The sequence below is a fragment of the Vulcanococcus limneticus LL genome, assembly GCF_943369875.1.
Classification (GTDB): Bacteria; Cyanobacteriota; Cyanobacteriia; order PCC-6307; family Cyanobiaceae; genus Vulcanococcus; species Vulcanococcus limneticus_A.
The window spans coordinates 1-22,494 of sequence record NZ_CALROT020000021.1 but is presented as its reverse complement, the minus strand read 5'-3'; the positions used below and the strand labels follow the sequence as shown (position 1 = coordinate 22,494).

Below are 22,494 nucleotides of genomic sequence, written 5' to 3'. Positions count from 1 at the left end.
GTCCTGAACACCTGGGCCGACGTGCTGAACCGTGCAGGCCTGGGCATGGAAGTGATGCACGAGCGCAACGCTCACAACTTCCCCCTCGACCTGGCTGCTGCCACCGCCACCCCCGTGGCGCTGACCGCCCCCGCCATCGGCTGAAGCCTCACGGCTTCTCCGGTCCTGGGTTGATCCAGTTCCCTCTGCCCCCGCCTCGGCGGGGGCTTTTTTTGTCGGCCGGCGTGCCGGTGGCCTCCAGGAAAGTTTCTGGCGGTCCCCAGGCCACAGCCAGGGCGTGGCGCCAAGGTGGGGCGTCAGCCCCTTGGCAGCCCCAGAGCAGCGGCCCACCCCATGAATGTGATCGAACGGGCCGAGTGCCTGCTGGATTCCGGCAGCTCAGGCAACATGAATTTCACGGTGATTGCGGCCTACCGGGGCCCCCTCGCCATCGAGACCCTGGAGCAGGGCCTCAAAGCCCTGCAGGGCCAGCACCGTCTGCTGGGCAGCACCCTGGAGTGGGAGGGCCGCAACTGCCGTTTCACCCCCACCGGCCACCCCGTGCCCATCCAGATGCTCTCCCTGCCCGAGGACGCCGGCCAGGCCTGGAAACCGCCCACCATGGCGGCGCTGCGGCAACGCTTCGACGCGGCCGGCGAACCCCTCTGGCGGGTGAGCTGGCTGCGCGGGGCCGACCAGGGCCAGCTGCTGCTGACCTTTCACCACGCCATTGCCGATGGGCTCTCGGCGATGGCCCTGGTGCAGCAACTGTTCCAGCTGCTCGGAGCCATCCCGGGGGCAGCGGACGCACCCGCCTGGGGAAGGGACGGAGTGGAGCCGGCCCTCGACCTGGAGAACACCTTTGCCACGGCTCGCCATGGGGCCTTTCCGGTGCAGGCCCTGCCGGAGCGCCAGGATGCCGGGCTCAGCACGGGCTACGTGCTGGAGGAACTGTCGGCCGAGGCCAGCAGGGCGCTGCTGGGGTGGAGTCGGGAGCGTGGGCTGCGCCTCAACGCCACCCTGCATGCCGCCTTTCTGCAGGCCCTCGTGCAGCACGGACTGCTGCACCCACACACCACTGCCCACACGGTGGTCAACTTGCGGGGCCTGGCCCAGCCGACCCTGCCCTGGGATCTGATGCGCCTGCTGCGGGTCTGCGTGGACACCCCGATCACGGTGGATCCCAGCGCCCCCCTCGACCACCTGGCCAGCCAGCTCCACGGGGTGCTGCAGCAGCAGCTCCGCGACGGCACCCCGATCAAGGCCCTGAACACCATCAGCGCGGCTCTGGCGGACACCCCCAGCCCACGTGAGCTGTGGCAGCGCTCCTGGCGCGAGGGCGGTCTGATCACCAACCTCGGCAAGGTTCCCGTTGAGGCCCAGCACGGACGCGTGGAGCTGGAGCGGCTGTTCTTCGTGGCCAACATCGAACCCATCGCCATGCCGGACAGGCCCCTGGCCGTGCTGGGTGCCCTGAGCTTCCGCGATCGGCTCATGCTCACCTGCTTCCACATCGAACAGCAGCTGGAGGAGCACCAGGCCCTGGCGGTGATGGCCGCCATGAAACGGCGCCTGCTGGCGGTAGCGGCTCCGGAGCGGCGTCACGTCGCTTCCTAACCTGTCGCCAACCACGGTTTCCCATGGGCAGCAGCTTCGGCCAGCTCTTTCGCATCAGCACCTTCGGTGAGTCCCACGGCGGTGGCGTTGGGGTGATCGTGGATGGCTGCCCGCCGCGGCTGGAGCTCGATCTCGACGCCATCCAGGCCGAACTCGACCGCCGCAAGCCCGGCCAGAGCAAGATCACCACCCCCCGCAAGGAGGACGACCGGGTCGAGATCCTCAGCGGTCTGCTCGACGGCGTGACCCTCGGCACCCCGATCGCGATGGTGGTGCGCAACAAGGACCAGCGCCCCCAGGACTACAAGGAGGTGGAAGTGGCCTTCCGCCCCTCCCACGCCGATGCCACCTACCAGGCCAAGTACGGCATCCAGGCCCGCAGCGGCGGCGGCCGCGCCTCCGCCCGGGAGACGATCGGCCGCGTCGCCGCCGGCGCCATCGCCAAGCAGCTGCTAGCCAGGGCCCACGGCACCGAGGTGATCGCCTGGGTGCAGCGCATCCACACGATCGAAGCCGCCATTGATCCCTCCACCGTGACCCTCGACACGGTGGAGTCGACGATCGTGCGCTGCCCGGATGCCGCTGTGGCGGAGCGGATGATCGAGCGGATCGAGGCGATCGGCCGCGAAGGCGACTCCTGCGGCGGCGTGATCGAGTGCGTGGTGCGCAACGTGCCCGTGGGGCTGGGCATGCCGGTGTTCGACAAGCTGGAGGCCGACCTGGCCAAGGCGGTGATGTCGCTGCCTGCCACCAAGGGCTTCGAGATCGGCTCGGGCTTCGGCGGCACCCTGCTCAAGGGCAGCGAACACAACGATGCCTTCCTCGCCACCGATGACGGCTCCCTGCGCACCGCCACCAACAACTCCGGCGGCATCCAGGGCGGCATCAGCAACGGCGAAGACATCGTGATCCGGGTGGGCTTCAAGCCCACCGCCACGATCCGCAAGGCCCAGCAGACGATCAACGCCCGCGGCGAGGCCACCACCCTGGAGGCGAAGGGTCGGCACGATCCCTGCGTGCTGCCGCGGGCCGTGCCGATGGTGGAGGCGATGGTGGCCCTGGTGCTGGCCGACCACCTGCTGCGCCAGCAGGGGCAGTGCAGCCTGTGGTGAGCGGCCGCTCCGGCCTCAGCTGACGGCGGCCAGCTCGCCGACCCCGTTGCTGCTGGGCCCAGCGGCAGGAGCCTCCGGCGCGGAAGAGGCGCTGGCCGCCGAACCGAGACGGCTCACGGCCTTCGCCATGCGCTTGGCCACCGAGGAGGTCGAGCCCTTCTTGGCCTGGCCGGCACTGGCCTTGCGGGTGCCGGAGGCCTTTGCGGCGGGCTTGGCCTTGGTCGCCTTCGTGGAGCGCGACACCGCGGTGGAGGAAGCCTGGGCAGGGCTGGCGGTGGACTTGGCCTTGCGGGCCGGGGCCTTGGCGGCTGTCCTGGGAGTTGTCTTCGCGGCTGCCTGGCTCGTCGTCGTGGCGGTGGCCTTGGGTGCGGCCTTGCTGCGCTTGCTGGCGGACTTCGTGGTTGCCGCCGCCGTCAGCGACGACTTGGCGGTCGAGCGCGCCGATGGCTTCGCGGCGGCCTTCGCGCCGGATGATGCCGCTCGCTTTGCCCCCGCCTTCGTGGCGGCCTTCGCCGCCTTCGGCGCCGCCGCCTTGGCCGCGCTGCTGGTGGTGCGGGTGCGGTGGCTCAGCACCAGGGCCCACTCGGCGTCGCTGAGGTTGGCGGGCTTGCTGCCATGAGCATCGGCCACCTTGGCCGCCTTCTCGATGTCGGCGATCAGGTTGCGCCAGGAGGTGGCGAACCGCTTGTCCGACTGCGACTTGGCACCGCTCTCCACCAGCGTCTCCACCACACCAGCGGCGCTCACTTTCTTGCGGCGGCGGTTGAAGATCTCCTTCTGCAGCTGGGCGATCAGGGCGTCCGCCTTGTCGCTGAGGGTGATCGTGAGCTGAGACATGGAAGAACGCGGCGAAGAACGCAGTGCTGTCTCATTGCTAACACTCCACTCTCACGTTGACAACGGTCAGCCCTCGTCGCGCTTCCGGAGCCGAGCCAACAGCTCCGCCAGGTTGGGATCGAGGCCCCCATCGGCGAACAGGCTGGAGCCGAGGGCCACCCCGGCCACTCCCGCCGCCAGCCAGACCAGCACGTCGGCGCAGTCGAGGCCACCGGCGGCGATGCAGGCGGGCAGCGGACCCAGCGGTCCCCGCAACGACGACCAGTAGCGCGGCCCCAGCGTGGCGGCCGGGTAGAGCTTGACCAGCCCACAGCCCAGCTGCTGGGCGCCGTGCACCTCCGTGGGGCTGAACACGCCCGGCACCAGGGTGAGCCGCCAGCGCTGGGCGGCTTCGATCAGGGGCGGCTCGAGGATCGGCGACACGCCATAGGCCAGGCCCGCGGCGCGGGCGGCCTCCAGCTGCGCCAGGGTTCGAATCGAGGCCGCCCCGAGCCGCAATGCGGGAAAGCGCTGGACGAGATCCAGGCCCAGGTCGATCCAGGCGGCGTCGGGCTGGATCGGCACCGCCAGCTCCACATGCAGAAGGCCCACCGCCTGCAGCTGCTGCAGCTGGCGGTGGGCCTCGGGGGCTGAGTTGGGGCGCAGCACCGCCAGCAGGGGCTGGCGGTGCAGGCTGGCAATCAGACCGGAGGGATCCCCGGGGTGATCGGCCACAGGGGCGAGCCGATCAGACGTATTCGGCCACCTTCACATCGGAGCGGATCAGCAGCTCCTGCAGCTCCTCCGCATCCACGGTTTCCTTCTCCACCAGCAGCTCGGCCAGCTCGTCGAGCACGGAGCGGTTGCCGCTCAGCACGTGAGTGGCGCGGCGGTAGGCCTCGGCCACCAGCTGGCTCACTTCCTCGTCGATGGCGGCGGCGGTGTCTTCCGAGAAGTCGCGCTCGGCGGCGATGTCGCGGCCGAGGAACATGCCGCCCTGGCTGCGGCCCAGGGCCACCGGACCGAGGCGATCGCTCATGCCGAAGCGGGTCACCATCTGGCGGGCGACGCGGGCCACCTGCTGAAGGTCGTTGGAGGCGCCGGTCGTCACCTCGTCTTCGCCGTAGACGATCTCCTCGGCGACGCGACCACCCAGGGCCACGGCCATCTGGTTCTGCAGGTAGGTGCGGGAATAGAGGCCCGACTCCATCCGCTCCTCACTGGGAGTGAAGAAGGTGAGGCCGCCGGCATTGCCGCGGGGAATGATCGAGATCTTCTGCACCGGGTCGTAGTCGGGCATCAGGGCGCCCACCAGGGCATGGCCGGCCTCGTGGTAGGCCACCAGCCGCTTGCGGCGCTCGCTCATCACCCGGTCCTTCTTCTCGGGGCCCGCCATCACCCGCTCGATGGCGTCGTTCACCTCATCCATCGACACTTCGGTGAGCTGACGGCGGGCCGCCAGGATGGCCGCCTCGTTGAGCAGGTTGGCCAGGTCGGCACCGGTATAGCCGGGGGTGCGGCGGGCGATCTTGTCGAGGTCCACGTCCTTGGCGAGGGTCTTGCCACGGGCGTGCACGCCGAGGATCTGCAGGCGGCCGGCGTAGTCGGGGCGGTCGACCACCACCTGGCGATCGAAGCGGCCGGGACGCATCAGCGCCGCATCCAGCACGTCGGGGCGGTTGGTGGCGGCCACGATGATGATGCCGGTGTTGCCCTCGAAGCCGTCCATCTCCGTCAGGAGCTGGTTGAGGGTCTGCTCCCGCTCGTCGTTGCCGCCGCCGAGTCCGGCGCCGCGCTGGCGACCCACGGCATCGATCTCATCGATGAACACGATGCAGGGGGCGTTCTTCTTGGCCTGCTCGAACAGGTCGCGCACGCGGCTGGCGCCCACGCCCACGAACATCTCCACGAACTCCGAACCGGAGATCGAGAAGAAGGGCACGCCGGCCTCGCCGGCCACGGCCTTGGCCAGCAGGGTCTTGCCGGTGCCCGGAGGGCCCACCAGCAGCACACCCTTGGGGATCTTGGCGCCGACGGCGGTGAAGCGATCGGGGTTCTTGAGGAAGTCGACGACTTCAGTGAGCTCGAGCTTGGCGCCTTCGATACCGGCCACATCGCCGAAAGTCACCTGGGTCTGGGGCTCCATCTGCACCCGCGCCTTGCTCTTGCCGAAGTTCATGGCGGGGTTGCCGCCGCCGCCCTGGGCGCGCCGCAGCAGGAAGAACAGGCCGCCGAGCAGCAGCAGCGGGAAGATCAGGCTGCCGATCGCCTGCTGCCAGGCCGCCGGCTCGCGGCTGGGCTGCACGGCGATGTCGACGTTGTGGTCGGTGAGCAGCTTGAGCAGATCCTTGTCGGGGGCCAGGTTGACGACGGCGCGCTGGCCGTCGTTCTCCACCACCTGGGCGGTGCCGCGGTCGGGGGAGATCAGCACCCGCGAGACCTCGTTGCCCTGCACGGCCTCCACGAAGTCGCTGTAGCGGAGGGTGCGGGGGGCGTTGGCCGGATCGGGACGATCCAGGAAGGCGGTGCCCACGGCAATCACCACCACGGCCAGGAGCACGTAGAGCCCCGCGTTCCGCCAGCGCTTCTTCACCTTGCGATCTCCGCTCTGGGTAGTAAAGGAATGTTAACCGGCCTCAGGATCGGCCGGGTGCCGGCCGCTGGGGCCGGCTCTGGTCAGGGCTGCGGGCTCAGGAAGCCGAGCGCAGCACCTCCACCACGCTACGGAAGGCGAACCATTCCGGGATCTCCTCGCCGCTGCGCAGCATCTGGCGGAACTGGGTGCCGCTCAGCTTCTTCACGTGCAGGCCACGGGCCTCGGCATGCTCGGCCGTCACGTAGCCCTCCTCCTCCGTGTACACGAGGTTGAGGGAGGGCACGGTCTCCATGCCCAGTTCAGTGGCCTGGTCGCGGGCGAAATCCTGGGCCTGGTAGGGGCCGTAGAAGTCGTCGCCCGTGATCGAGCTCTTGCAGCCGGCCATGTCACGGCCAATGATGAAGTGGGTGCAGCCGTAGTTCTTGCGGATGATCATGTGCTGCAGGGCCTCACGGGGGCCGGCCATGTGCATCGAGTAGGGCAGGTAGGCCCAGCGGATGCGGGGGTTGGCGGCTTCCTCGGCCAGGCGCTCATAGGTCTGGAAGCGCACCTCGCCGGCGATGTCGTCGTCCTGGGTGGGACCGCAGGTGGGGTGCACCAGCACCACGCCGCCCTGGCTCACATTGGTGGCGTGCAGGGCGCGGGTGAACAGCTCGTAGTGGGCCCGGTGGATGGGGTTGCGGCACTGGAAGGCCACCACGTCCTCGTTGTCGGGCAGGGTGGCGCGCACCTCGGCCGGGGACTTGCAGGGGAACACGCGGGTCGGCAGCTCCAGGCCCTCGATCGATCCGCCTAGATAGAAGCGACCGCGCTCGGTGGCGATCATCTTCACGGCGGGATGCTCCAGCGACGTGGTGCCGTAGCAGCCCAGGGCCTCGCGGGCCTTGTCGGGCTCCCACTTGCTCTCCACCGTCATCACCGCCAGCTCCTGGCCGCGGTAGGTGAGCAGGAGCTTCTGGCCCACCGCGATGTCCTCGCGCTGGGTGTCCATCACGATCGGCAGCCCGAACAGCAGGCCGCTGGTGGTGCGGTGGTTCTCCACCACCGACTGGTAGTCCTCCTGGTGCATGAAGCCGCGCAGGGGCGAGAAGCCGCCCACCATCAGAAGCTCCACGTCACAGGCGTTGCGGTCACTGCACTCGACCACGTGGTCCACGCCCGCCTTCACGGCCTCGCGCTGCTCGGCCGGCACCCGCAGGTCCACCAGGGTGCCGCCATGGGCGGGGATCAGGCCGTGGGATCGGGTAGGGGCGGCGCTGGTGGTCATGGCGGCGGGGTGAGCGGGGCAATCGGTGGATTCTCCCAGAGTGGTCCGCCGGCCCGGTCCCGACGCCTCGGCGGGGATTGGGGCAGGGCCCAGCATCCGGGAAGCGGGCATGAAAAAGGGGCCCCTGGCGGGACCCCTCGGAGACGTCAGGCGAGCGGAGGCTCAGGCCTTCTCGAGGCGGCCGTAGAGCTGGCCGGTGATCTTCACGTCCAGGGCCTTCTTGGTGCCCATGTCGGTGTCGGAGGGCTGGATGGCGGTGAACACGCCGGCGAACTCACCGGTGGAAGAGTCGACCTTGGTGATCGAGAGCTCCATGGTGCCGGTGCCATCCACGTAGCGCTTGACGCTCTCGCCCACGAAGTCATCGCCGGCGGGCACCAGACCCTGGGCGTACTCCACGCCGGTGGTCAGACCACGGCCCTTGGGATCCAGGAAGTTGGAGGTGCGGTAGCTGGGCACCCGGTAGGAACCGGTGAAGTCGGTGCTGGTGCTGAGGGCGGCACCGGCAGCCTTGGCCTCGAACTCCTTGCTGGAGAACACGAAGGGAACCTCCTCACCGCCGGGCATCAGCACGGTCACCAGCTGGAAGTCCAGACCGCCCAGCTCGCTGAAGCTGAGGTCGTCACCGGAGACCTTGAGGTCGCCGTACACCTGATCCAGGCTGGTGGTGTAGCGGGTGAGGATCTTGCTGGGCACGAACTGGGCTTCCTGGCGCTTGTTGGCCGGCTCACCCTTCACGTACACCTCGCTGGGGTGCAGGCAGATCTCGCGCAGCTGGTACTTGGCCGAGCCATCCAGGGGGATGGAGCCCCGGGCCGACTCGGGCAGGGTCGGGCAGTCGTTGGCCAGACCGGTGTTGTGGATGTCGTCGTAGGTGAGGTTGGCCCGTTCGACAGCCTTGGCGCCGCCGCCACACGCGGTGACCAGGGTCAGACAGAGCGCCAGCGCAAGGGCCAGCAGGGGACGGAAACGCATGGGTAAAAGCCGGTCTGGCAGGGGAAATCCTCTGTTTGGGGGTGCGCCCGTTCGCGATAGTACCGGTGCAAAACCCTGATTCCGCGTACCATGTCGCGGCTCTCAACAACCTGTAGGCGGGCCTGCAGCCCGAAGGCCCCATGAGCGACGGCAGCAGCCCACCAGCCACCCCCCTGGCGGCGCCCCAGCCCCTCCCCGCAGGCGCCGGCGAGGAGAGCTGGCCCCCCCGCCTCGACGCCCTGCTCGCCGGCTTCAGCGCCCTGGCGGCCGAACTCGACGGCCAGCCCGAGGCCCTGCTGGCGCTGCTGCGCCGCCTCGAGGAGCTGCACCGCACCATCCAGGACGGCCCCTTCCGCGCCAGCCTGCCGGCGGACCGCAACCAGCTCTTCGATCTGCTGCAGAACCTGGAGCGCAGCGGCGGCTGGCCCTACATCCCCCGGCTGCAGCTGCGCACCTTCATGGATCTGCTGCAGCGCGAGGAGCCGACGGCGGCGATGGTCACCACCAGCCCGGCCTCCAACCCCGCCAGCAGCCCCAGCGACGACACGCCGCTGGCCGCCTGAAGCCCATCAGCCCGGCAGCAGGGCCCCCAGGGCGGTGAGCAGCCGGTGGGCCAGGGCCAGCTTGGAGGCGGGCTCCAGCCGCAGCTCCTGCGCGCCGGGGCCCAGCAGCCAGCCCTCGTTGGCGGCACTGGCGAAGCCGACGCCCGGCCGGTCGATCGGATTGGCGAACAGCAGGTCGCAGCCCTTGCGGGCGAACTTGGCCCGGGCCTCGGGCAGAACGTCGCCCGACTGGGCCGCGAACCCCAGGATCCGCTGGCCCGCCGGCCGCCGCGCCACCAGCTCCGCCAGCAGGTCGGGCACCGGCTGCCAGCCCCCCTCCAGGGCCGCGGCCAGGCTTGCCTTGTCGAGCTTGGCGGCCAGGGGTTCGGCACGGCGGTGGTCGGCCACCGCCGCGGCCATGGCGATGGCCTCGGCCTCGGGCTGCAGCTGCCGCAGCCGCTCCTGCAGCTCAGCGCCGCTGTCGATCGGGTGGCAGCGAAGGCCCTCCAGCCAGGCGGGCGGCAGGGCCAGGGGACCGTGCACGAGATCCACCTGGGCGCCCCGCAGCCGAGCCGCCTGGGCCAGCAGCACCCCCATCCGGCCGGTGCTGGGGTTGCTGAGGCAGCGGGCCGGATCGAGCCACTCCCGCGTCGGGCCGGCCGTCACCAGCAGGCGGCGCCCCTGCCAGTCGCGGCGGCAGCCCCACAGGGCCAGGGATTCCAGGGCCAGCAGCAGCAGTTCGGGCTCGGCCATGCGGCCGGCCCCCTGGCGGTCGCAGGCCAGCAGTCCCTCGGCGGGGCCGAGCGGCAGCACCTGCCCGTAGCCCTGCAGATCGGCCCAGTTGCGGGCCACACCCGGGGAGGCCCACATGCCCGTGTTCATGGCGGCGGCCGCCAGCACCGGCGCCTCCGTGGCCAGCAGCAGCGACGCCAGCAGCGTGTCGCCCAGGCCCTGCACCCAGCGGCCAAGGCTGGTGGCACTGAGGGGGGCCAGCAGCACCAGCTCGGCCCACTCCGCCAGCTCGATGTGCAGGGGGCGCGGCTCCCGGTGGCTCCACTGGTCCGCGTCGCAGTGGCAGGGCTGGCGGCTGAGGCTGGCCAGCGCCACCGGACTCACCAGCCGCTCGGCGCTCGGGGTGAGCACGCAGCGCACCTGGGCGCCGCGCTTGGCCAGGGCACTCACCACCAGCGGCAGTTTCACCGCGGCGATGCTGCCGCTGATCCCCACCAGGATGCGCCGGCCGGCCAGGGGGTCGGCGGGGCCCGCCACGGGATCCGTGGACGCCGGATCTGTGGTCGCGGCCTCAGTCCTCATCGAAGGGTTCCTGGTCCACCAGATGCACGTAGGGGCGGGCCAGCTCGGGCCGGTGGATCGCCAGGGAGCGCATCAGGTGCCAGTCCTGCAGGCCGGCGAAGGGGGTGGGGTAGTCGTCCTCATCGAGACGGCGAGCCAGCTCGGCGATGGCCTCCTCATCAAAGGAGGCGATCAGCTCGGGCGTGATCGATCCGGCCTCCGGTGCTTGGGGCTCGGTCATGGCGGGAGCGGCTCGGGCCCCTGCATTCTCGGCCCAGGCGGACACCGCAGCAGCAGGCTGGAGGGACAGGGCCATTGCTGATAACTTCGCTGCAGGGCCGGAGCCCGCTCCGACGCCGCCCCAGGGGAATTAGCTCAGCTGGTAGAGCGCTGCGATCGCACCGCAGAGGTCAGGGGTTCGAGTCCCCTATTCTCCATGACAACCGGCAGCACGGGCCGTGGCCAACGGCCCGCCCAGAGCACCACAGCCGGTCCTTCCCCGTGGGGAGCAGCGATGAACTGGAGCACCGAGGCCGAGGCCAAACTGAAGGAAGTGCCCTTCTTCGTGCGGCCGGCTGTGCGCAAGCGCATCGAGGCGATGGCCACGGAAGCGGGCCTCGGCAGCATCGACTTGACCTTCTACGAAGACGCCAAGGCCCGCTTCGGCCAGAAATGAGCGTCCAGGTCCGATCCAGCCAAGGCCGATCCGGACAAGCCCGATCCGGCCAGGCGCAGGCCCCACCGCGGCGCCTGCGCCGTGTCTACGCCGTGCTCGGCAACGGCAGCCTGCCCCGCAAACGCACCCTGGCGAGCCTCGGCGCCCTTGGCGCCGTGCTGGCCCTGGGCAGGCCGGTGGTTCTGGTGGGATACGGCGCCTATGCCCTGGGCCGGGCCCTGGCCGGCGGGCGATGCGGTAAAAGGGAGGCCTGAACCGGAACCCGACGCCATGTCGCAGTCGAAGCGCGAACAGGTGGTGAGCCACCTGCGGTATATCCGCCAGGAACTGCGCGAGATGCACCAGGGCGTGATGGACGATGGCCTGCTGCCGGAGGCCGGTGAAGTGCGCGGCGTGATGGCCCAGATGGAGGCGCTGCTGGAGCTGCTGGAGGGCAAGGGCTCCCGCAAGAGCAAGGACAGCGACGGCTGAAGACCGCGGAGGCCGCGGCCCGGGACCGCCCCGCCCGGCGGGTCGGCAGACAGCCCCATCAGAGGTATGTCGCCCCTTGACAACAAGCCCGCGGGCGACGGCTTGCACATTCGACGGGAACAGGCTTTTCTGCCCGCGTCCCCATCCCCCGGCCCGGGCTTCCGCCCGGGCTTTTTTCATGGCGAGGCAGGGGCGCTCGGCACAGCCAGGCGCAACGACCGGCGTCCCATGGGACTCATTGCCGCCAAAATGGTGTAGAACCGGGCTGGCAGGGGCCGGGCCGGGGTGATGGGGATCGCCGTTTCAGCCCATCGCTCCCTGCCACCCTCCTGACGGGGCCCGTCCATCCCGTGCCCGACGCCACCACCAACCGAGCCGCCCCGCCCGCCGCGGCCACCAGCCGCCAGGGCGCGCCCACGCCCCGGCCGCAGCGCACCCGCCTGCAGGCGAGCCTGGGTGGGGGGGGGGCGCGGCTGCAGCGCTGGGCCGAGAACCCCTGGCGGCGCCTGTCGCTGCTGCTGATCGTGCTGCTCAGCTGCTTCTTCATCGGGGGGGCGATCGGCACCATCACCGGCGCCCTGGCCTTCCTCGACCCCCTGGCCGCCCTGATCTGCGTGGTGGCGATCGAGCTGGCGGTGCGCTGGCGCCGGCCGCTGCTGCAGCAACCGGGCGATCGCCTCGGCCTGCAGCTGCTGGACATGGCCCGCATCGGCCTGCTCTACGGCCTGCTGCTGGAGGGCTTCAAGCTGCTCTGAGGAGCCGCGGTCCCGCGGGTGGCGTCAGCCGGCTCAGCCCGCCGGCCCCTCGGCGGCGGCCAGCAGGTAGAGCAGGGCCATGCGGATCGGGATGCCGTTGGTCACCTGCTCATCCACCAGACAGAGCGCGGGATCGTCGAGCAGGGCACCGCTCATCTCCACGCCGCGATTCACCGGGCCCGGATGCAGCACCGGCACCGGCCGGCCGCAGAGCTCCAGGCGCTGGTGGGTGAGGCCAAAGCGGCGGTGGTAGGCCTCCAGGCTGGTGAGCAGGTGCTGGTGCATGCGCTCCTTCTGCAGCCGCAGGGTCATCACCGCATCGGCCCCCGGCAGGGCCGCCTCCAGGCTGCGGGCCACCGTGACGCGGCCGCGCTGGGCCACCGGGTCGCGGGCCTGGCCCGGCGGCGGCGCCGCCACGAACTCTGCGAAAGCCTCGGGCAGCAGGGTGGACGGGCCGCACAGCACCACGTCGGCGCCGCAGGCCGTGAGGGCCCAGAGGTTGGAGCGCGCCACGCGGGAGTGCAGCACGTCGCCCACGATCACGATGCGGCGCCCCCGCAGCGCCTCCGGACCGGGCCGCTCCGGCGCGAAGTGGCGCGCCAGGGTGAACAGGTCCAGCAGCCCCTGGCTGGGGTGGCTGTGCAGGCCATCGCCGCCGTTGAGCACCGCCACCCGGGCGCCGCTGGCCTCCAGGTCCCGCGCCAGGGCAGCGGGCACGCCGGTGCAGCGGTGACGCACCACCAGCAGGTCCGCCCCCATTGCCACGTAGGTGCGCACCGTGTCCAGCAGGCTCTCTCCCTTGCTCAGGGAGCTGGAGGAGGGCGAGAAGCTCTGCACATCGGCCGAGAGGCGCTTGGCGGCGAGCTCGAAGCTGCTGCGGGTGCGGGTGCTGGGCTCGAAGAAGAAGGTGGTCACCAGGCGGCCCTGCAGCGCCGGCAGCTTGCGGGCACCGCTGGTGGGCAGGGCCCGGAAGCGCTGGGCCAGCTCCAGCACGGTGGCGTAGTCGTCCAGCGAGAAGGCCGCCAGATCGAGCACGTGGCGATGGCTCCAACCGCTCACGCCGGCTCGCCTCCGCAGCTGGCGCTAGGGGCCCAGGCCGCGGAGGCGGGCGGGGTGCGGTCACCGCGGGCGCGGCGGCTGACGCTGCGGCTGGGCTGCAGATACCAGCGCCAGGGCAACTCCTGGCCCTGGCTGATGCCGATGCGGGTGGTCTGCCTCACCGCCTCACGCCCCTCCTGCTGCCACTGCTGCATCCGATCCTGCAACGGGGCGGGGCGGGAGGCCAGCCAGAGGCCCCGATCGGGATCGACGGGCTGGGCGTCGTGGCCGCGATCGAGGCCGAAGCGGCGGGCCAGCAGTGCCGGCCCCGCCGCCACCCGCTCCGGTTCCGCTGGCAGGGCGGCAGCGCGCAGCAGCACGCCATTGGCCCAGTCGGTCCGACCGGTGACCACATTCACGCAGTACTGGATCCCATAGCTCACGTACACATAAAACCGCCCGGGCTCACCGAACAGGGTTTCGTTGCTGGGGCTGCGGCGGCGATGCCCGTGGCAGGCGGGCTCGCTCTGGCAGTAGGCCTCGGTTTCGACAATCACGCCCCAGAGCAGGGAGCCATCGGCCTGGCGCCGCACCAGCCGGCAGCCCACCAGCTCCGGCGCCACCTGCTCGGCCGGGCGGGCGAAAAAGGAGCGGGGCAGGGCAGAGCGGATCACAAACGCAGCCAGGCGGTGGGGTTGAGATCGTTGCGGGCTCTCACCGACAGCCAAGCGTCTGGCTGGCCAGGCCCACGCTGCTGATCAGGTCGGCGCCGCTGGCTGGAGGCTACGGGCCTCCGCCTCGGCCACCTGCACGCCCCCGCTGCCGTGGCTGGATCCACACCCGCCAGGTCCAAGGGTTGCGACAGAACCTCGCCAATCCCCTTCAGAGCGCCAGAGTGCAGCCAGCAATCTCCGCCTGATCCGGCATGGACGCCACCGGCCTCAACCTCGGCACCGTGCTGCTGGCCACCAGCGGCCTGTTCGTGCTCGCCAGCCTCTATTTCGGCACCCGGGGCGGTTACTACGACAGCGACGACTACGACGGCAACGGCACGGCCCACTGAAGCCCGCCGGCCCGGCCTTCAGGAGCTCGGCAGCTGCTCCGACTCGGGACAGTCGCCGGTGACCGCCAGATCCTCGGCGTCGGCGCTGCGGCTGACGCAGGCCAGGCGCGTGCTCACGGCGCCGATCGAATCGAGCCGCACGCACTCCTCCCAGCTCTGGTGCTCGTCGTCCTCTTCGGCGTCGTAGCGGAGGGTCACCAGGTCGCCCTCCAGCTCCACCACCAGGGCCTGTTCGATCCAGCGCTGCTGATCCCGCAGGAACACCCACACGGGGCGCTGCTCGCACTGGAAGCGGTAGAGCTTGCGGTGAAGCATCGGACTGGCTCCGGCGGGGCGCGGCGCCAGCGGACGGGGCGGCGCCAGGTGGCATCAATGCTAGGGATGATGGGGGGATTCGAGCCGGTCCGCCGTCGTGGCTGCCACCAGCCCCTCCAGCCCTTCCAGCCCCACCACCGGAACGGCAGCCCTGCCCGGGCCGGTGGCCAGCAGCGCGGCGATCCGCCTGCAGCTGCGCAGCTGGCCTGAGGTGGAGGACTACCTGAAGACCTGCAAGGGCGTGATCGTGCCCCTGGGCTCCACCGAGCAGCACGGCCCCACCGGCGCCATCGGCACCGACGCCCTCACCGCCGAGGCGGTGGCCCTGGAGGTGGGCCGTCGCACCGGCGTGCTGGTGACACCGGTGCAGGCCTTCGGCATGGCGGAACACCACCTGGGCTTCCCCGGCACCATGAGCCTCCAGCCCGCCACCCTGCTGGCCGTGATCCACGACCTGGTGCTGTCGCTGGCGCGCCACGGCTTCGAGCGGATCTACGTGATCAACGGCCACGGCGGCAACATCGCCACCACCAAGGCCGCCTTCGCCCAGGCCTACGGCACCGCCGCCGACCGGGGCCTGGCCAGCGCCGGCGCTCTGCGCTGCAAGCTGGCCAACTGGTTCATGGCCCCCGAGGCCATGGGGCTGGCCCGCGAGCTCTACGGCGATCGGGAGGGGCACCACGCCACCCCCAGCGAGATCGCCATCACCCTGCAGCTGGAGCCGAGCCTGGAGGCCAAGCAGCGCCCCCTGCCCGAAGCGGCTCCCGCCGGCCCCATCCACGGTCCGGACGACTTCCGCCGCCGCCACCCCGACGGCCGCATGGGCTCCGATCCCTCCCTGGCCACGGCCGAGCACGGCGCCCGCTTCCTGGAGGTGGCCGCCACGGCCCTGGCGGCGGATCTGGAGCGCTTCCTGCTGGACCCGCAGGCCTGACGGGCCGCCCTCGCACACCGGCGGCCCGACACCCACCAGCGCCTAGGTTTCACCTCAACCAGCCCTCCCCGATCCCCCACCGACCATGAGCCACATCACCGCCGACGACGTGCGCAAGGTGGCCCAGCTGGCCCGCCTGGACCTGCCCGAGGCCAAGATCGCCACCTACACCGGCCAGCTGGAGCGGATCCTCGACTACGTGGCCCAGCTGGAGGCGGTGGACACCGAGGGCGTGCCCCCCACCACCCGCGCCGTGGAGGTGGTCAACGTGACCCGCCAGGACGTGGTGGTGCCCACGCCCGTGCGGGAGGAGCTGCTCAATGGCGCCCCCCAGCGGGAGGGCGACTTCTTCCGCGTGCCCCAGATCCTGGCCGACTGATCGGCCTGATCCGCTGGTGCCCCGGCCTCAGCGCTGGGGCGACACCGCCGTGCGGTGCAGCAGCTCCAGCACGTGGCGGCGGGCCCGGAAGCTGGGCAGCAACCCGGCGATGGGCCGCAGGCGGCTGCGGCGGCGCTTGTGGCTGCGCACCCCCAGCAGGATGTCGTAGAGGAAGTTTCCGAAATCGGAACGGCTCTCGAACAGACCCAGGCGCTGGGGTGAGCCCTTGGCGTCGAGCAGCTCCTTGGTGGCGTGATACGCCGGGCGGTACTCGAACCAGGGAATCGAGGGCCAGAGATGGTGCACCAGGTGATAGTTCTGGCCCATGATCAGCCAGTTCATCAGCCTGCCGGGATAGACCCGGGCGTTGTGCCAGCGGTTGCGGGCCTGGAAGGGGCGGTGGGGCAGGTAGTCGAAGAACAGGCCGAGGGTGACACCCACCATCAGGGCCGGGGCGAACCAGCAGTTGAAGATGAAATCGATGAAGCCGAACTTCACGCCGGCCAGCACGATGGCGAGAAAGAGGCCGCGGGCGATCCCCCACTCCAGCAGTTCGTGGCCGCGCCACAGCTTGCGGCGGAAGAAGAAAAACTCGTGATAAAAGAAGCGCGGCGCGATCAGCCACAGGGGGCCGAAGGTGCTCACGATGTGGTCGGGATCGTGCTTCGGATCGTTCACATGGGCGTGGTGCTGCAAGTGCACCCGCGTGAACACCGGAAAGCTGAAGCCCAGCAGCAGGGCGGCGCCATGGCCCATCACCGCATTCCAGAAGCGGTTGGGATGGGCGGCGTTGTGGCAGGCGTCGTGGATCACGGTGCCCTCCAGGTGCAGGGCCAGGAATCCCGTCACCAGCAGGGCCGGCAGCGGCCAGTCCCAGCGGAACCAGCCGGCGATCGTCACGGCCGCCAGGGCGTAGCCGCCCAAGAACAGGCCCACGGTGGGGTTCCACGGCGCCGGCGGATCCAGGAATTCCCTGGGCACCGAGCGCAGGCTGGGCCGAACGGACGGGGCCTCGGGCGACTGGAGCAAGGCTTGCGTCATCGCCTCCGGAGACACCTGTTGAACAAAACCTGGTGGGCCAGCTTAGGAATCCCCCAGGGTTGAGCGATGCCCGCCGGGGGACTTGAACCCCCACGACCGAAGCCACTGGTACCTAAAACCAGCGCGTCTACCAATTCCGCCAGGCGGGCAGCGGGCCGACTGTAGGGACTGGCCCCCTGGTAGCGCCCCAGAATGGGGGCCCGCACTCCAGCCGCCATGCTCGCCACGATCAGCGGAAGCCTGGCCCTGCTGGTGGGCCTGGCGGTGCTGCTGCTGCCCCTGCTGGTCACGGAGATGAGCCGCCCCCGCGACGCCCTCTGGGGCGCCGTGGTGCTGCTGCTGGGCCTGGTGCTGGTGACCAGCGCCGAGCGGCTCAGCGGCGCGCCGATGCTGGCGGTGCTCTGCGGCGGGCTGCTGATCGGCCGGCTGGGCAGTGAGGTGCTGCAGCTGCGCTGGCGCCAGCTCACGCCCGAGGAGCAGCAGCGGCTGGGCTCCAGCGAGCGCTGGCGCACGGGCGTCAGCCAGCTCACCGCCACCCTGGCGAAGCTGCCGGCGGCCCTGGGCGAGACGGGCCAGGGCCTCGGTGCCGCCCTCAAGCGCCCCGCCAGGGCCAGGCCGGCCCAGGGCACCTCCGCCACGGGCAAGCGCTGGGTGCGGGCCGAACCCGGAACGGAGACCAAGCCGGCCGCCGCCGCGGCCGATCAGCCGGACGCCCCCGCGCCGACGCCGGAGCCCGCCGCGCCCGAGCCGTCACCCCCGCAGCCGGCGTCCCCCGACGCTGCCGTCGCGCCCGCCGGCGAGACCCAGCCCGAAACCGTGGTGGTGAGCAGCTTCGCCGAGATCGAGGCGCTCGTCGCCGCCGAGCACGGGGAGGCCCCCACCGATGCCGCCACGGGCACCGCCGCCCCGGAAGCCCCCGGCCCAGCGGCCCGCAGCCAGGCGGGATAATCGGCGGTTGCTGCCCCAGGCGCCGTGACCGCCAGCTCCGCGCCCGTCTCCTACAAGGACACGCTCAACCTGCTGCAGACGCCCTTCGCCATGCGGGCGAACGCCAAGCAGCGCGAGCCGGAGATCCAGGCGTTCTGGGCCGAGCAGCGCCTCTACGAGCGCCTCAGCCAGGAGAACGCCGGCCCGGTGTTCACCCTCCACGACGGGCCGCCCTACGCCAACGGGGCCCTGCACGTGGGCCACGCCCTCAACAAGATCCTCAAGGACATCATCAACAAGACGGCCCTGCTGCAGGGCAAGCGGGCGCGCTTCGTGCCGGGCTGGGACTGCCACGGCCTGCCGATTGAACTCAAGGTGCTGCAGGGGCTGAGCGGCAGCGAGCGCGCCGCCCTCACCCCGGTGAGCCTGCGCCAGAAGGCCCACGCCTACGCCCTGGAACAGGTGGAGGGGCAGAAGGCGGGCTTTCGCCGCTGGGGCATCTGGGCCGACTGGGACAGCCCCTACCTGACCCTGCAGAAGGACTACGAGGCCGCCCAGATCGGCGTGTTCGGGCAGATGGTGCTGTCGGGCCACATCTACCGGGGCCTCAAGCCGGTGCACTGGAGCCCCAGCTCCCGCACGGCCCTGGCCGAGGCCGAACTCGAATACCCCGACGGCCACACCTCCCCGAGCGTCTATGTGGCCTTCCCGGTGGAGCAGGTGCCCGCGGGGCTGGCGGCCCAGCTCAAGGCGGTGGGCCTCGAAACCGAAGCCCTCGGCCAGCCGGCCCACGGCGGCCGGCCGATCACCCTCTCGGTGGCGATCTGGACCACCACCCCCTGGACCCTGCCCGCCAACCTGGCGGTGTCGGTGAACGGCCAGCTCGACTACGCCATCTGCCGGGTGGAGGACAGCGACAGCCTCTCCAACCACCTGGTGGTGGCCTCCGAGCTGGTGGAGAGCCTGCAGGCCAGCCTCTCGCTGCGGCTGGAGCCGCTGGTCACGGTCAAGGGCGCCGAGCTGGAGGGGATCGTCTACCGCCATCCGCTGCTGGAGCGCCGCAGCCCGGTGGTGCTCGGCGGCGACTACATCACCACCGAATCGGGCACCGGCCTGGTGCACACCGCCCCGGGCCACGGTGTCGACGACTTCAACACCGGCAGGAAGTACGGGCTGCCGGTGCTCTGCCCGGTGGATGAGGCCGGCACCCTCACGGCCGAGGCGGGCCCGTTCGCGGGGCTGAACGTGCTCAAGGACGCCAACGCGGCGATCATCGCCGCCCTGAAGGAGGCCGGCGTGCTGCTGGCGGAGCAGGGCTACGCCCACCGCTACCCCTACGACTGGCGCACCAAGAAGCCCACGATCTTCCGCGCCACCGAGCAGTGGTTCGCCTCGGTGGAGGGCTTCCGCCAGCAGGCCCTCGACGCCATCGCCCGGGTGGAGTGGCTGCCGGCCAGCGGCCGCAACCGCATCGAGGCGATGGTGGGCGAGCGCGGCGACTGGTGCATCTCGCGCCAGCGCACCTGGGGAGTGCCGATCCCGGTCTTCTATCACCGTGAATCGGGCGAGGTGCTGCTCAATGAGGCCACCCTCCGCCACATCCAGGACCTGATCGCCGAGCACGGCGCCGACGTGTGGTGGCAGCGCGACGAGGCCGGCCTGCTGCCGCCCGCCTACGCCGGCGAGGCTGAGCAGTGGCGCAAGGGCACCGACACCATGGACGTGTGGTTCGACTCCGGCTCCTCCTGGGCCGGTGTGCTCGGCGGCCTGGCGGGCGATGCCCCCCGGGGCGCCGGCCTCAACTACCCCGCCGATCTGTATCTGGAGGGGAGCGATCAGCACCGCGGCTGGTTCCAGAGCAGCCTGCTCACCTCGGTGGCCGTCAACGGCCAGGCCCCCTACCGACGGGTGCTGACCCACGGCTTCACCCTCGATGAGAAGGGCCGCAAGATGAGCAAGTCGCTGGGCAACGTGGTGGATCCGGCGGTGCTGGTGGAGGGCGGCAAGAACGAGAAGCAGGAGCCGGCCTACGGCGCCGACGTGCTGCGGCTGTGGGTGAGCTCGGTCGACTACTCGGCCGATGTGCCCCTGGGGCCGGGGATCGTCAAGCAGCTGGCGGACGTCTACCGCAAGGTGCGCAACACGGCCCGCTACCTGCTGGGCAACCTGCACGACTTCGATCCGCGGCCCCAGGCCGAAGGCGGCCACGCGATCCCCGTGGCCGAGCTGCCGCTGCTGGACCGCTGGATGCTGCAGCGCACCGCCGCCCTGATCGACGCCGTGACGGGCGACTTCGAGCGCTTCGAGTTCTACCGCTTCTTCCAGGCCCTGCAGAACTTCTGCGTGGTGGATCTCTCCAACGTCTACCTCGACATCGCCAAGGACCGCCTCTACGTGAGCGGTGCGGCCGAGTTCCGCCGCCGCAGCTGTCAGACGGTGCTGAGCCTGGTGGTGGAGCGCCTGGCCGGCCTGATCGCGCCGGTGCTCTGCCACATGGCCGAGGACATCTGGCAGAGCCTGCCCTACCCCGTGGCCGAGCGCTCGGTGTTCGAACGGGGCTGGCCCACGGCACCGGCCGAGTGGCGCGCCCCGGACCTGGAGGCGCCGCTGGAGCGGATCCTGGAGCTGCGGGCTCTGGTGAACCGCCAGCTGGAGAGCTGCCGCAAGCAGGGCGGCAAGGGCCAGGAGCAGGAGGCGGCCGCGGGGATCGGCGCCTCCCTGGAGGCCCAGGTGCAGCTGGAGCTGGAAGCCGGCGACGACACCGCCCCCCTGCAGGAGGCCCTGACCCTGCTGGCCGCCAGCACCCATCCGCAGGTCGACAACCTGACGGACTGGCTGCTGGTGTCGGCGGTGCGGATCGGCGGTGCGGCGCCGGCCGGCGTGCTGGCGGAGGCCCGCGAGGGCGGCGTCACGGTGCGGATCGCCCGGGCCGAGGGCCAGAAGTGCGAGCGCTGCTGGCACTACGAAACCGACATCGGCACCCACGCCGCCCACCCCAGCCTCTGCGGCCGCTGCGTGGCGGTGCTGGGCTGAGGGGCCGGACCAGGCCGGCGTGTCTAGGTTGGGCGCCGATCCTGGCGCCCGTGGCTCGATGCTGGCCAGCAGACCCTGGAGCGAGTGGATCCAGCGCTACGGCCAGAGCCACCAGCACCCGATCAACCAGGCCTGCCACCTGATCGGCATCCCGCTGATCGTGATCTCCCTCGGCCTGGGCCCGCTGGGCTTCGCCTGGCCTGTGCTGTGGTGGGCGGCCCTGGGGCTGTTCGTGCTCGGCTGGGCCCTCCAGTTCGCCGGCCACGCCGTGGAGGGCAAGCCGCCGGAATTCTTCAGCGATCCCCGCTTCCTGCTGGTGGGAGTGCGCTGGTGGCTGAGCAAGGTTGGGGCTCAGAACAGCAGAGCCAAGCCCTCGGCATAGCTGCCCACCCGCGGCAGGGGCGGTTTGCCGTGCCGGGCCAGCTCGGCTTCGGCGATGGCCGAGGCCTCCGGCAGACGGTCGTAGGGGATCGAGGGATAGGCGTGGTGCAGCGAGTGGTGGGGCAGTCCCCCCATCAGGAAGTTCACCAGGGGCCCGGCCGCGATGTTGCGGGAGGTATAGAGCTGGGTGAGCTCATAGGTGGTGCTCTTCCGCCACAGGCCGTGGTGCTCGATCATGCCCCGGGCCTGCATCACGGCCCCCACCAGCCGCTCCACCACCACCAGCATCACCACCAGTTTCAGCACCTGACCCTGGCTGAAGGCCCAGGTGAACAGCAGCACCTGCACCACCAGGATGCCGATCAGATCCAGCCGCAATCCGGCCCGCAGCCTGGAGTGGGTGGCCCGTAGTTTCCAGCCGAACCAGAGCATCGAGAGGATCAACTGCAGGCCGCCCAGCCCCAGCACGCTCCCCCAGAAGGGATGGCGGAAGTGCAGCTGCCGCAGCGGGCCCGCCTGGGCCGCCTCCTCGGCCGTGGGTTCGCGCCGCTCCGGATCGCGCAGGTCCATCCCATTCATGCGGTGATGGAGCATGTGCAGGTTGCGGTAGGTGAGATAGGGCCAGGCGATCGGCCAACTCAGCGCACAGCCCAGACCCTGCTCCAGATCGCCCTGGTCGAGCAGGGTGGCGTGGCTGATGTCGTGGGTGGCGATCATCAGGAAGGAGTAGAGCAGCGTGGCGGCCACCAGCCAGAGCAGCGCCAGCCCCAGATTCGGCTCGGCGTAGTACTGCCACAGGCAGGCCAGCGACGGCAGCAGCAACACCAGCACCCGCAGCCAGCCGAGCCCGCGGTTCACCGCAAACAGGGGCCGCACCGCGTCCTCGATGGCCTCGGTCATCAGGCGGTCGGCCCGCCGCTGCGCAGGATCCAGCGCAGCGGCCTGGCCGCCCTCGGCAGGAACAATCATCGTGACGGCGCGTGACGATCTGCTCCGACGCTAGGCCGCTTCAACGCCGCGGCAACAGCGATCGGCGGTTCCCCAGACCCGGCTGGAGCGTCCCGCCGCTCAGCCGATGCCTGAACGGGCGATGTCGAGCACATCGGCCATCGCCCGGATCTGATCCATGGTGGTTCCCAGCTGGCTGGCGCCGGCCAGTTCCACCCGCAGGTCGATGCGGGCGGGCTTGCCGGGGTTGGTGCGCACCCGGGCGTCGCTCACGTTGATGCGGCTGTCGGACAGGCGGGTGAGGATGTCCTTGAGCACCCCCACCCGATCGAGCAC

General features: G+C 70.9%; 26 protein-coding genes, 2 tRNA genes and 1 pseudogene. 15 read left to right on the top strand and 14 right to left on the bottom strand.

The window, feature by feature from the left end; translation table 11 throughout:
* From ACLV7J_RS15325 to aroC, 3 genes and pseudogenes are all read left to right on the top strand, one after another.
* A pseudogene (locus ACLV7J_RS15325) lies at nt 1-144 on the top strand (photosystem II q(b) protein); the annotation flags it as partial.
* 189 nt (nt 145-333) lie between these two features.
* A complete protein-coding gene (locus ACLV7J_RS15320) occupies nt 334-1,596 on the top strand; it encodes a condensation domain-containing protein (RefSeq protein ID WP_411869925.1) in 1,263 nt (420 codons plus the stop codon).
* A gap of 23 nt (nt 1,597-1,619) precedes the next feature.
* The gene (gene aroC / locus ACLV7J_RS15315; protein ID WP_411869924.1) at nt 1,620-2,708 is read left to right on the top strand and encodes a chorismate synthase; all 1,089 of its coding nucleotides are present in this window, start codon (nt 1,620-1,622) and stop codon (nt 2,706-2,708) included.
* 15 nt (nt 2,709-2,723) lie between these two features.
* On the opposite strand, the gene ACLV7J_RS15310 is transcribed toward aroC, so the two are convergent.
* From ACLV7J_RS15310 to psbO, 5 genes are all read right to left on the bottom strand, one after another.
* Nucleotides 2,724-3,545, bottom strand: a complete 822-nt coding sequence (locus ACLV7J_RS15310) for a hypothetical protein (RefSeq protein WP_411869923.1) — start codon at nt 3,543-3,545, stop codon at nt 2,724-2,726.
* 66 nt (nt 3,546-3,611) lie between these two features.
* Complete coding sequence (locus ACLV7J_RS15305) at nt 3,612-4,259, bottom strand: bifunctional 4-hydroxy-2-oxoglutarate aldolase/2-dehydro-3-deoxy-phosphogluconate aldolase (protein ID WP_411869922.1); 648 nt, start codon at nt 4,257-4,259, stop codon at nt 3,612-3,614.
* Between the two features lie 13 nt (nt 4,260-4,272).
* Nucleotides 4,273-6,117 (bottom strand): ATP-dependent zinc metalloprotease FtsH3, encoded by a 1,845-nt coding sequence (ftsH3, locus tag ACLV7J_RS15300; RefSeq protein WP_411869921.1) that lies wholly within the window; start codon nt 6,115-6,117, stop codon nt 4,273-4,275.
* A 97-nt stretch (nt 6,118-6,214) separates the two neighbouring features.
* Nucleotides 6,215-7,387, bottom strand: a complete 1,173-nt coding sequence (gene sat / locus ACLV7J_RS15295) for a sulfate adenylyltransferase (protein ID WP_411869920.1) — start codon at nt 7,385-7,387, stop codon at nt 6,215-6,217.
* 162 nt (nt 7,388-7,549) lie between these two features.
* Nucleotides 7,550-8,362, bottom strand: a complete 813-nt coding sequence (gene psbO, locus ACLV7J_RS15290; protein ID WP_411869919.1) for a photosystem II manganese-stabilizing polypeptide — start codon at nt 8,360-8,362, stop codon at nt 7,550-7,552.
* 140 nt (nt 8,363-8,502) lie between these two features.
* On the opposite strand from psbO, the gene ACLV7J_RS15285 reads away from it, so the two are divergent.
* On the top strand, nt 8,503-8,925 hold the full coding sequence (locus ACLV7J_RS15285) for a hypothetical protein (RefSeq protein ID WP_411869918.1): 423 nt from the start codon (nt 8,503-8,505) through the stop codon (nt 8,923-8,925).
* 6 nt (nt 8,926-8,931) lie between these two features.
* Here the strand turns inward: ACLV7J_RS15285 and coaBC are convergent, their stop codons facing one another.
* Together coaBC and ACLV7J_RS15275 are read right to left on the bottom strand one after the other, a co-directional pair.
* Nucleotides 8,932-10,218, bottom strand: a complete 1,287-nt coding sequence (gene coaBC / locus ACLV7J_RS15280) for a bifunctional phosphopantothenoylcysteine decarboxylase/phosphopantothenate--cysteine ligase CoaBC (protein WP_411869917.1) — start codon at nt 10,216-10,218, stop codon at nt 8,932-8,934.
* The gene (locus tag ACLV7J_RS15275) at nt 10,208-10,438 is read right to left on the bottom strand and encodes a DUF2555 domain-containing protein (protein ID WP_411869916.1); all 231 of its coding nucleotides are present in this window, start codon (nt 10,436-10,438) and stop codon (nt 10,208-10,210) included. Before ACLV7J_RS15275 ends, coaBC begins: the two co-directional genes overlap by 11 nt.
* A gap of 123 nt (nt 10,439-10,561) precedes the next feature.
* On the opposite strand from ACLV7J_RS15275, the gene ACLV7J_RS15270 reads away from it, so the two are divergent.
* From ACLV7J_RS15270 to ACLV7J_RS15250, 5 genes are all read left to right on the top strand, one after another.
* Nucleotides 10,562-10,634, top strand: a tRNA-Ala gene (locus ACLV7J_RS15270).
* 77 nt (nt 10,635-10,711) lie between these two features.
* A complete protein-coding gene (locus tag ACLV7J_RS15265; RefSeq protein ID WP_411869915.1) occupies nt 10,712-10,873 on the top strand; it encodes a PCP reductase family protein in 162 nt (53 codons plus the stop codon).
* 92 nt (nt 10,874-10,965) lie between these two features.
* Entirely contained in the window at nt 10,966-11,127 is a 162-nt protein-coding gene (locus ACLV7J_RS15260) for a hypothetical protein (protein ID WP_411869914.1), read from the top strand.
* A 16-nt stretch (nt 11,128-11,143) separates the two neighbouring features.
* Complete coding sequence (locus ACLV7J_RS15255; protein WP_411869913.1) at nt 11,144-11,344, top strand: hypothetical protein; 201 nt, start codon at nt 11,144-11,146, stop codon at nt 11,342-11,344.
* A gap of 440 nt (nt 11,345-11,784) precedes the next feature.
* Nucleotides 11,785-12,099, top strand: a complete 315-nt coding sequence (locus ACLV7J_RS15250; RefSeq protein ID WP_411869928.1) for a DUF565 domain-containing protein — start codon at nt 11,785-11,787, stop codon at nt 12,097-12,099.
* Nucleotides 12,100-12,132: 33 nt separating this feature from the next.
* Here the strand turns inward: ACLV7J_RS15250 and ACLV7J_RS15245 are convergent, their stop codons facing one another.
* The gene (locus tag ACLV7J_RS15245; protein ID WP_411869912.1) at nt 12,133-13,158 is read right to left on the bottom strand and encodes an aspartate carbamoyltransferase catalytic subunit; all 1,026 of its coding nucleotides are present in this window, start codon (nt 13,156-13,158) and stop codon (nt 12,133-12,135) included.
* Complete coding sequence (locus ACLV7J_RS15240) at nt 13,155-13,811, bottom strand: DNA-3-methyladenine glycosylase (RefSeq protein ID WP_411869911.1); 657 nt, start codon at nt 13,809-13,811, stop codon at nt 13,155-13,157. The genes ACLV7J_RS15245 and ACLV7J_RS15240 overlap by 4 nt, the downstream gene beginning before the upstream one ends.
* 251 nt (nt 13,812-14,062) lie before the next feature.
* Between ACLV7J_RS15240 and ACLV7J_RS15235 the strand changes: the two genes are divergently transcribed.
* Nucleotides 14,063-14,200: a hypothetical protein gene (locus ACLV7J_RS15235; RefSeq protein ID WP_411869910.1), complete on the top strand. Its 138-nt coding sequence runs from the start codon at nt 14,063-14,065 to the stop codon at nt 14,198-14,200.
* 18 nt (nt 14,201-14,218) lie between these two features.
* Here the strand turns inward: ACLV7J_RS15235 and ACLV7J_RS15230 are convergent, their stop codons facing one another.
* Complete coding sequence (locus ACLV7J_RS15230) at nt 14,219-14,515, bottom strand: DUF6679 family protein (protein ID WP_255127551.1); 297 nt, start codon at nt 14,513-14,515, stop codon at nt 14,219-14,221.
* Nucleotides 14,516-14,666: 151 nt separating this feature from the next.
* Here ACLV7J_RS15230 and ACLV7J_RS15225 point away from each other — a divergent pair, with 151 nt between their 5' ends.
* Both ACLV7J_RS15225 and gatC read left to right on the top strand, forming a co-directional pair.
* A complete protein-coding gene (locus ACLV7J_RS15225; RefSeq protein ID WP_411869927.1) occupies nt 14,667-15,449 on the top strand; it encodes a creatininase family protein in 783 nt (260 codons plus the stop codon).
* A gap of 85 nt (nt 15,450-15,534) precedes the next feature.
* Nucleotides 15,535-15,828, top strand: coding sequence for an Asp-tRNA(Asn)/Glu-tRNA(Gln) amidotransferase subunit GatC (gene gatC, locus ACLV7J_RS15220; protein ID WP_255127552.1), 294 nt, complete (start codon nt 15,535-15,537; stop codon nt 15,826-15,828).
* Nucleotides 15,829-15,855: 27 nt separating this feature from the next.
* Here the strand turns inward: gatC and crtR are convergent, their stop codons facing one another.
* Together crtR and ACLV7J_RS15210 are read right to left on the bottom strand one after the other, a co-directional pair.
* A complete protein-coding gene (gene crtR / locus ACLV7J_RS15215; protein WP_411869909.1) occupies nt 15,856-16,869 on the bottom strand; it encodes a beta-carotene hydroxylase in 1,014 nt (337 codons plus the stop codon).
* A gap of 67 nt (nt 16,870-16,936) precedes the next feature.
* A tRNA-Leu gene (locus tag ACLV7J_RS15210) sits at nt 16,937-17,018 on the bottom strand.
* A 67-nt stretch (nt 17,019-17,085) separates the two neighbouring features.
* Between ACLV7J_RS15210 and ACLV7J_RS15205 the strand changes: the two genes are divergently transcribed.
* From ACLV7J_RS15205 to ACLV7J_RS15195, 3 genes are all read left to right on the top strand, one after another.
* On the top strand, nt 17,086-17,817 hold the full coding sequence (locus ACLV7J_RS15205) for a Ycf66 family protein (RefSeq protein WP_411869908.1): 732 nt from the start codon (nt 17,086-17,088) through the stop codon (nt 17,815-17,817).
* Nucleotides 17,818-17,907: 90 nt separating this feature from the next.
* Nucleotides 17,908-20,829: an isoleucine--tRNA ligase gene (ileS, locus tag ACLV7J_RS15200; protein ID WP_411869926.1), complete on the top strand. Its 2,922-nt coding sequence runs from the start codon at nt 17,908-17,910 to the stop codon at nt 20,827-20,829.
* Nucleotides 20,830-20,857: 28 nt separating this feature from the next.
* A complete protein-coding gene (locus ACLV7J_RS15195) occupies nt 20,858-21,211 on the top strand; it encodes an Mpo1-like protein (RefSeq protein WP_411869907.1) in 354 nt (117 codons plus the stop codon).
* Here ACLV7J_RS15195 and ACLV7J_RS15190 read toward each other — a convergent pair.
* The gene (locus ACLV7J_RS15190) at nt 21,181-22,179 is read right to left on the bottom strand and encodes a fatty acid desaturase family protein (RefSeq protein ID WP_411869906.1); all 999 of its coding nucleotides are present in this window, start codon (nt 22,177-22,179) and stop codon (nt 21,181-21,183) included. The two genes, ACLV7J_RS15195 and ACLV7J_RS15190, sit on opposite strands and share 31 nt — an antisense overlap.
* Before the next feature lie 99 nt (nt 22,180-22,278).
* On the bottom strand, nt 22,279-22,494 hold a 216-nt coding region (locus ACLV7J_RS15185; RefSeq protein ID WP_411869905.1), incomplete at its 5' end, for an ACT domain-containing protein.

Coding starts and splice junctions, on each gene's coding strand:
- ACLV7J_RS15205 (WP_411869908.1), top strand. CDS start 17,086: ATGCTCGCCACGATCAGCGGAAGCCTGGCCCTGCTGGTGGGCCTGGCG.
- ACLV7J_RS15310 (WP_411869923.1), bottom strand. CDS start 3,545: ATGTCTCAGCTCACGATCACCCTCAGCGACAAGGCGGACGCCCTGATC.
- psbO (WP_411869919.1), bottom strand. CDS start 8,362: ATGCGTTTCCGTCCCCTGCTGGCCCTTGCGCTGGCGCTCTGTCTGACC.
- ACLV7J_RS15320 (WP_411869925.1), top strand. CDS start 334: ATGAATGTGATCGAACGGGCCGAGTGCCTGCTGGATTCCGGCAGCTCA.
- ACLV7J_RS15235 (WP_411869910.1), top strand. CDS start 14,063: ATGGACGCCACCGGCCTCAACCTCGGCACCGTGCTGCTGGCCACCAGC.
- sat (WP_411869920.1), bottom strand. CDS start 7,387: ATGACCACCAGCGCCGCCCCTACCCGATCCCACGGCCTGATCCCCGCC.
- ileS (WP_411869926.1), top strand. CDS start 17,908: ATGCGGGCGAACGCCAAGCAGCGCGAGCCGGAGATCCAGGCGTTCTGG.
- ACLV7J_RS15230 (WP_255127551.1), bottom strand. CDS start 14,515: ATGCTTCACCGCAAGCTCTACCGCTTCCAGTGCGAGCAGCGCCCCGTG.
- ACLV7J_RS15275 (WP_411869916.1), bottom strand. CDS start 10,438: ATGACCGAGCCCCAAGCACCGGAGGCCGGATCGATCACGCCCGAGCTG.
- ACLV7J_RS15255 (WP_411869913.1), top strand. CDS start 11,144: ATGTCGCAGTCGAAGCGCGAACAGGTGGTGAGCCACCTGCGGTATATC.
- coaBC (WP_411869917.1), bottom strand. CDS start 10,218: ATGAGGACTGAGGCCGCGACCACAGATCCGGCGTCCACGGATCCCGTG.
- ACLV7J_RS15190 (WP_411869906.1), bottom strand. CDS start 22,179: ATGATTGTTCCTGCCGAGGGCGGCCAGGCCGCTGCGCTGGATCCTGCG.
- crtR (WP_411869909.1), bottom strand. CDS start 16,869: ATGACGCAAGCCTTGCTCCAGTCGCCCGAGGCCCCGTCCGTTCGGCCC.
- gatC (WP_255127552.1), top strand. CDS start 15,535: ATGAGCCACATCACCGCCGACGACGTGCGCAAGGTGGCCCAGCTGGCC.
- ACLV7J_RS15285 (WP_411869918.1), top strand. CDS start 8,503: ATGAGCGACGGCAGCAGCCCACCAGCCACCCCCCTGGCGGCGCCCCAG.
- ACLV7J_RS15265 (WP_411869915.1), top strand. CDS start 10,712: ATGAACTGGAGCACCGAGGCCGAGGCCAAACTGAAGGAAGTGCCCTTC.
- aroC (WP_411869924.1), top strand. CDS start 1,620: ATGGGCAGCAGCTTCGGCCAGCTCTTTCGCATCAGCACCTTCGGTGAG.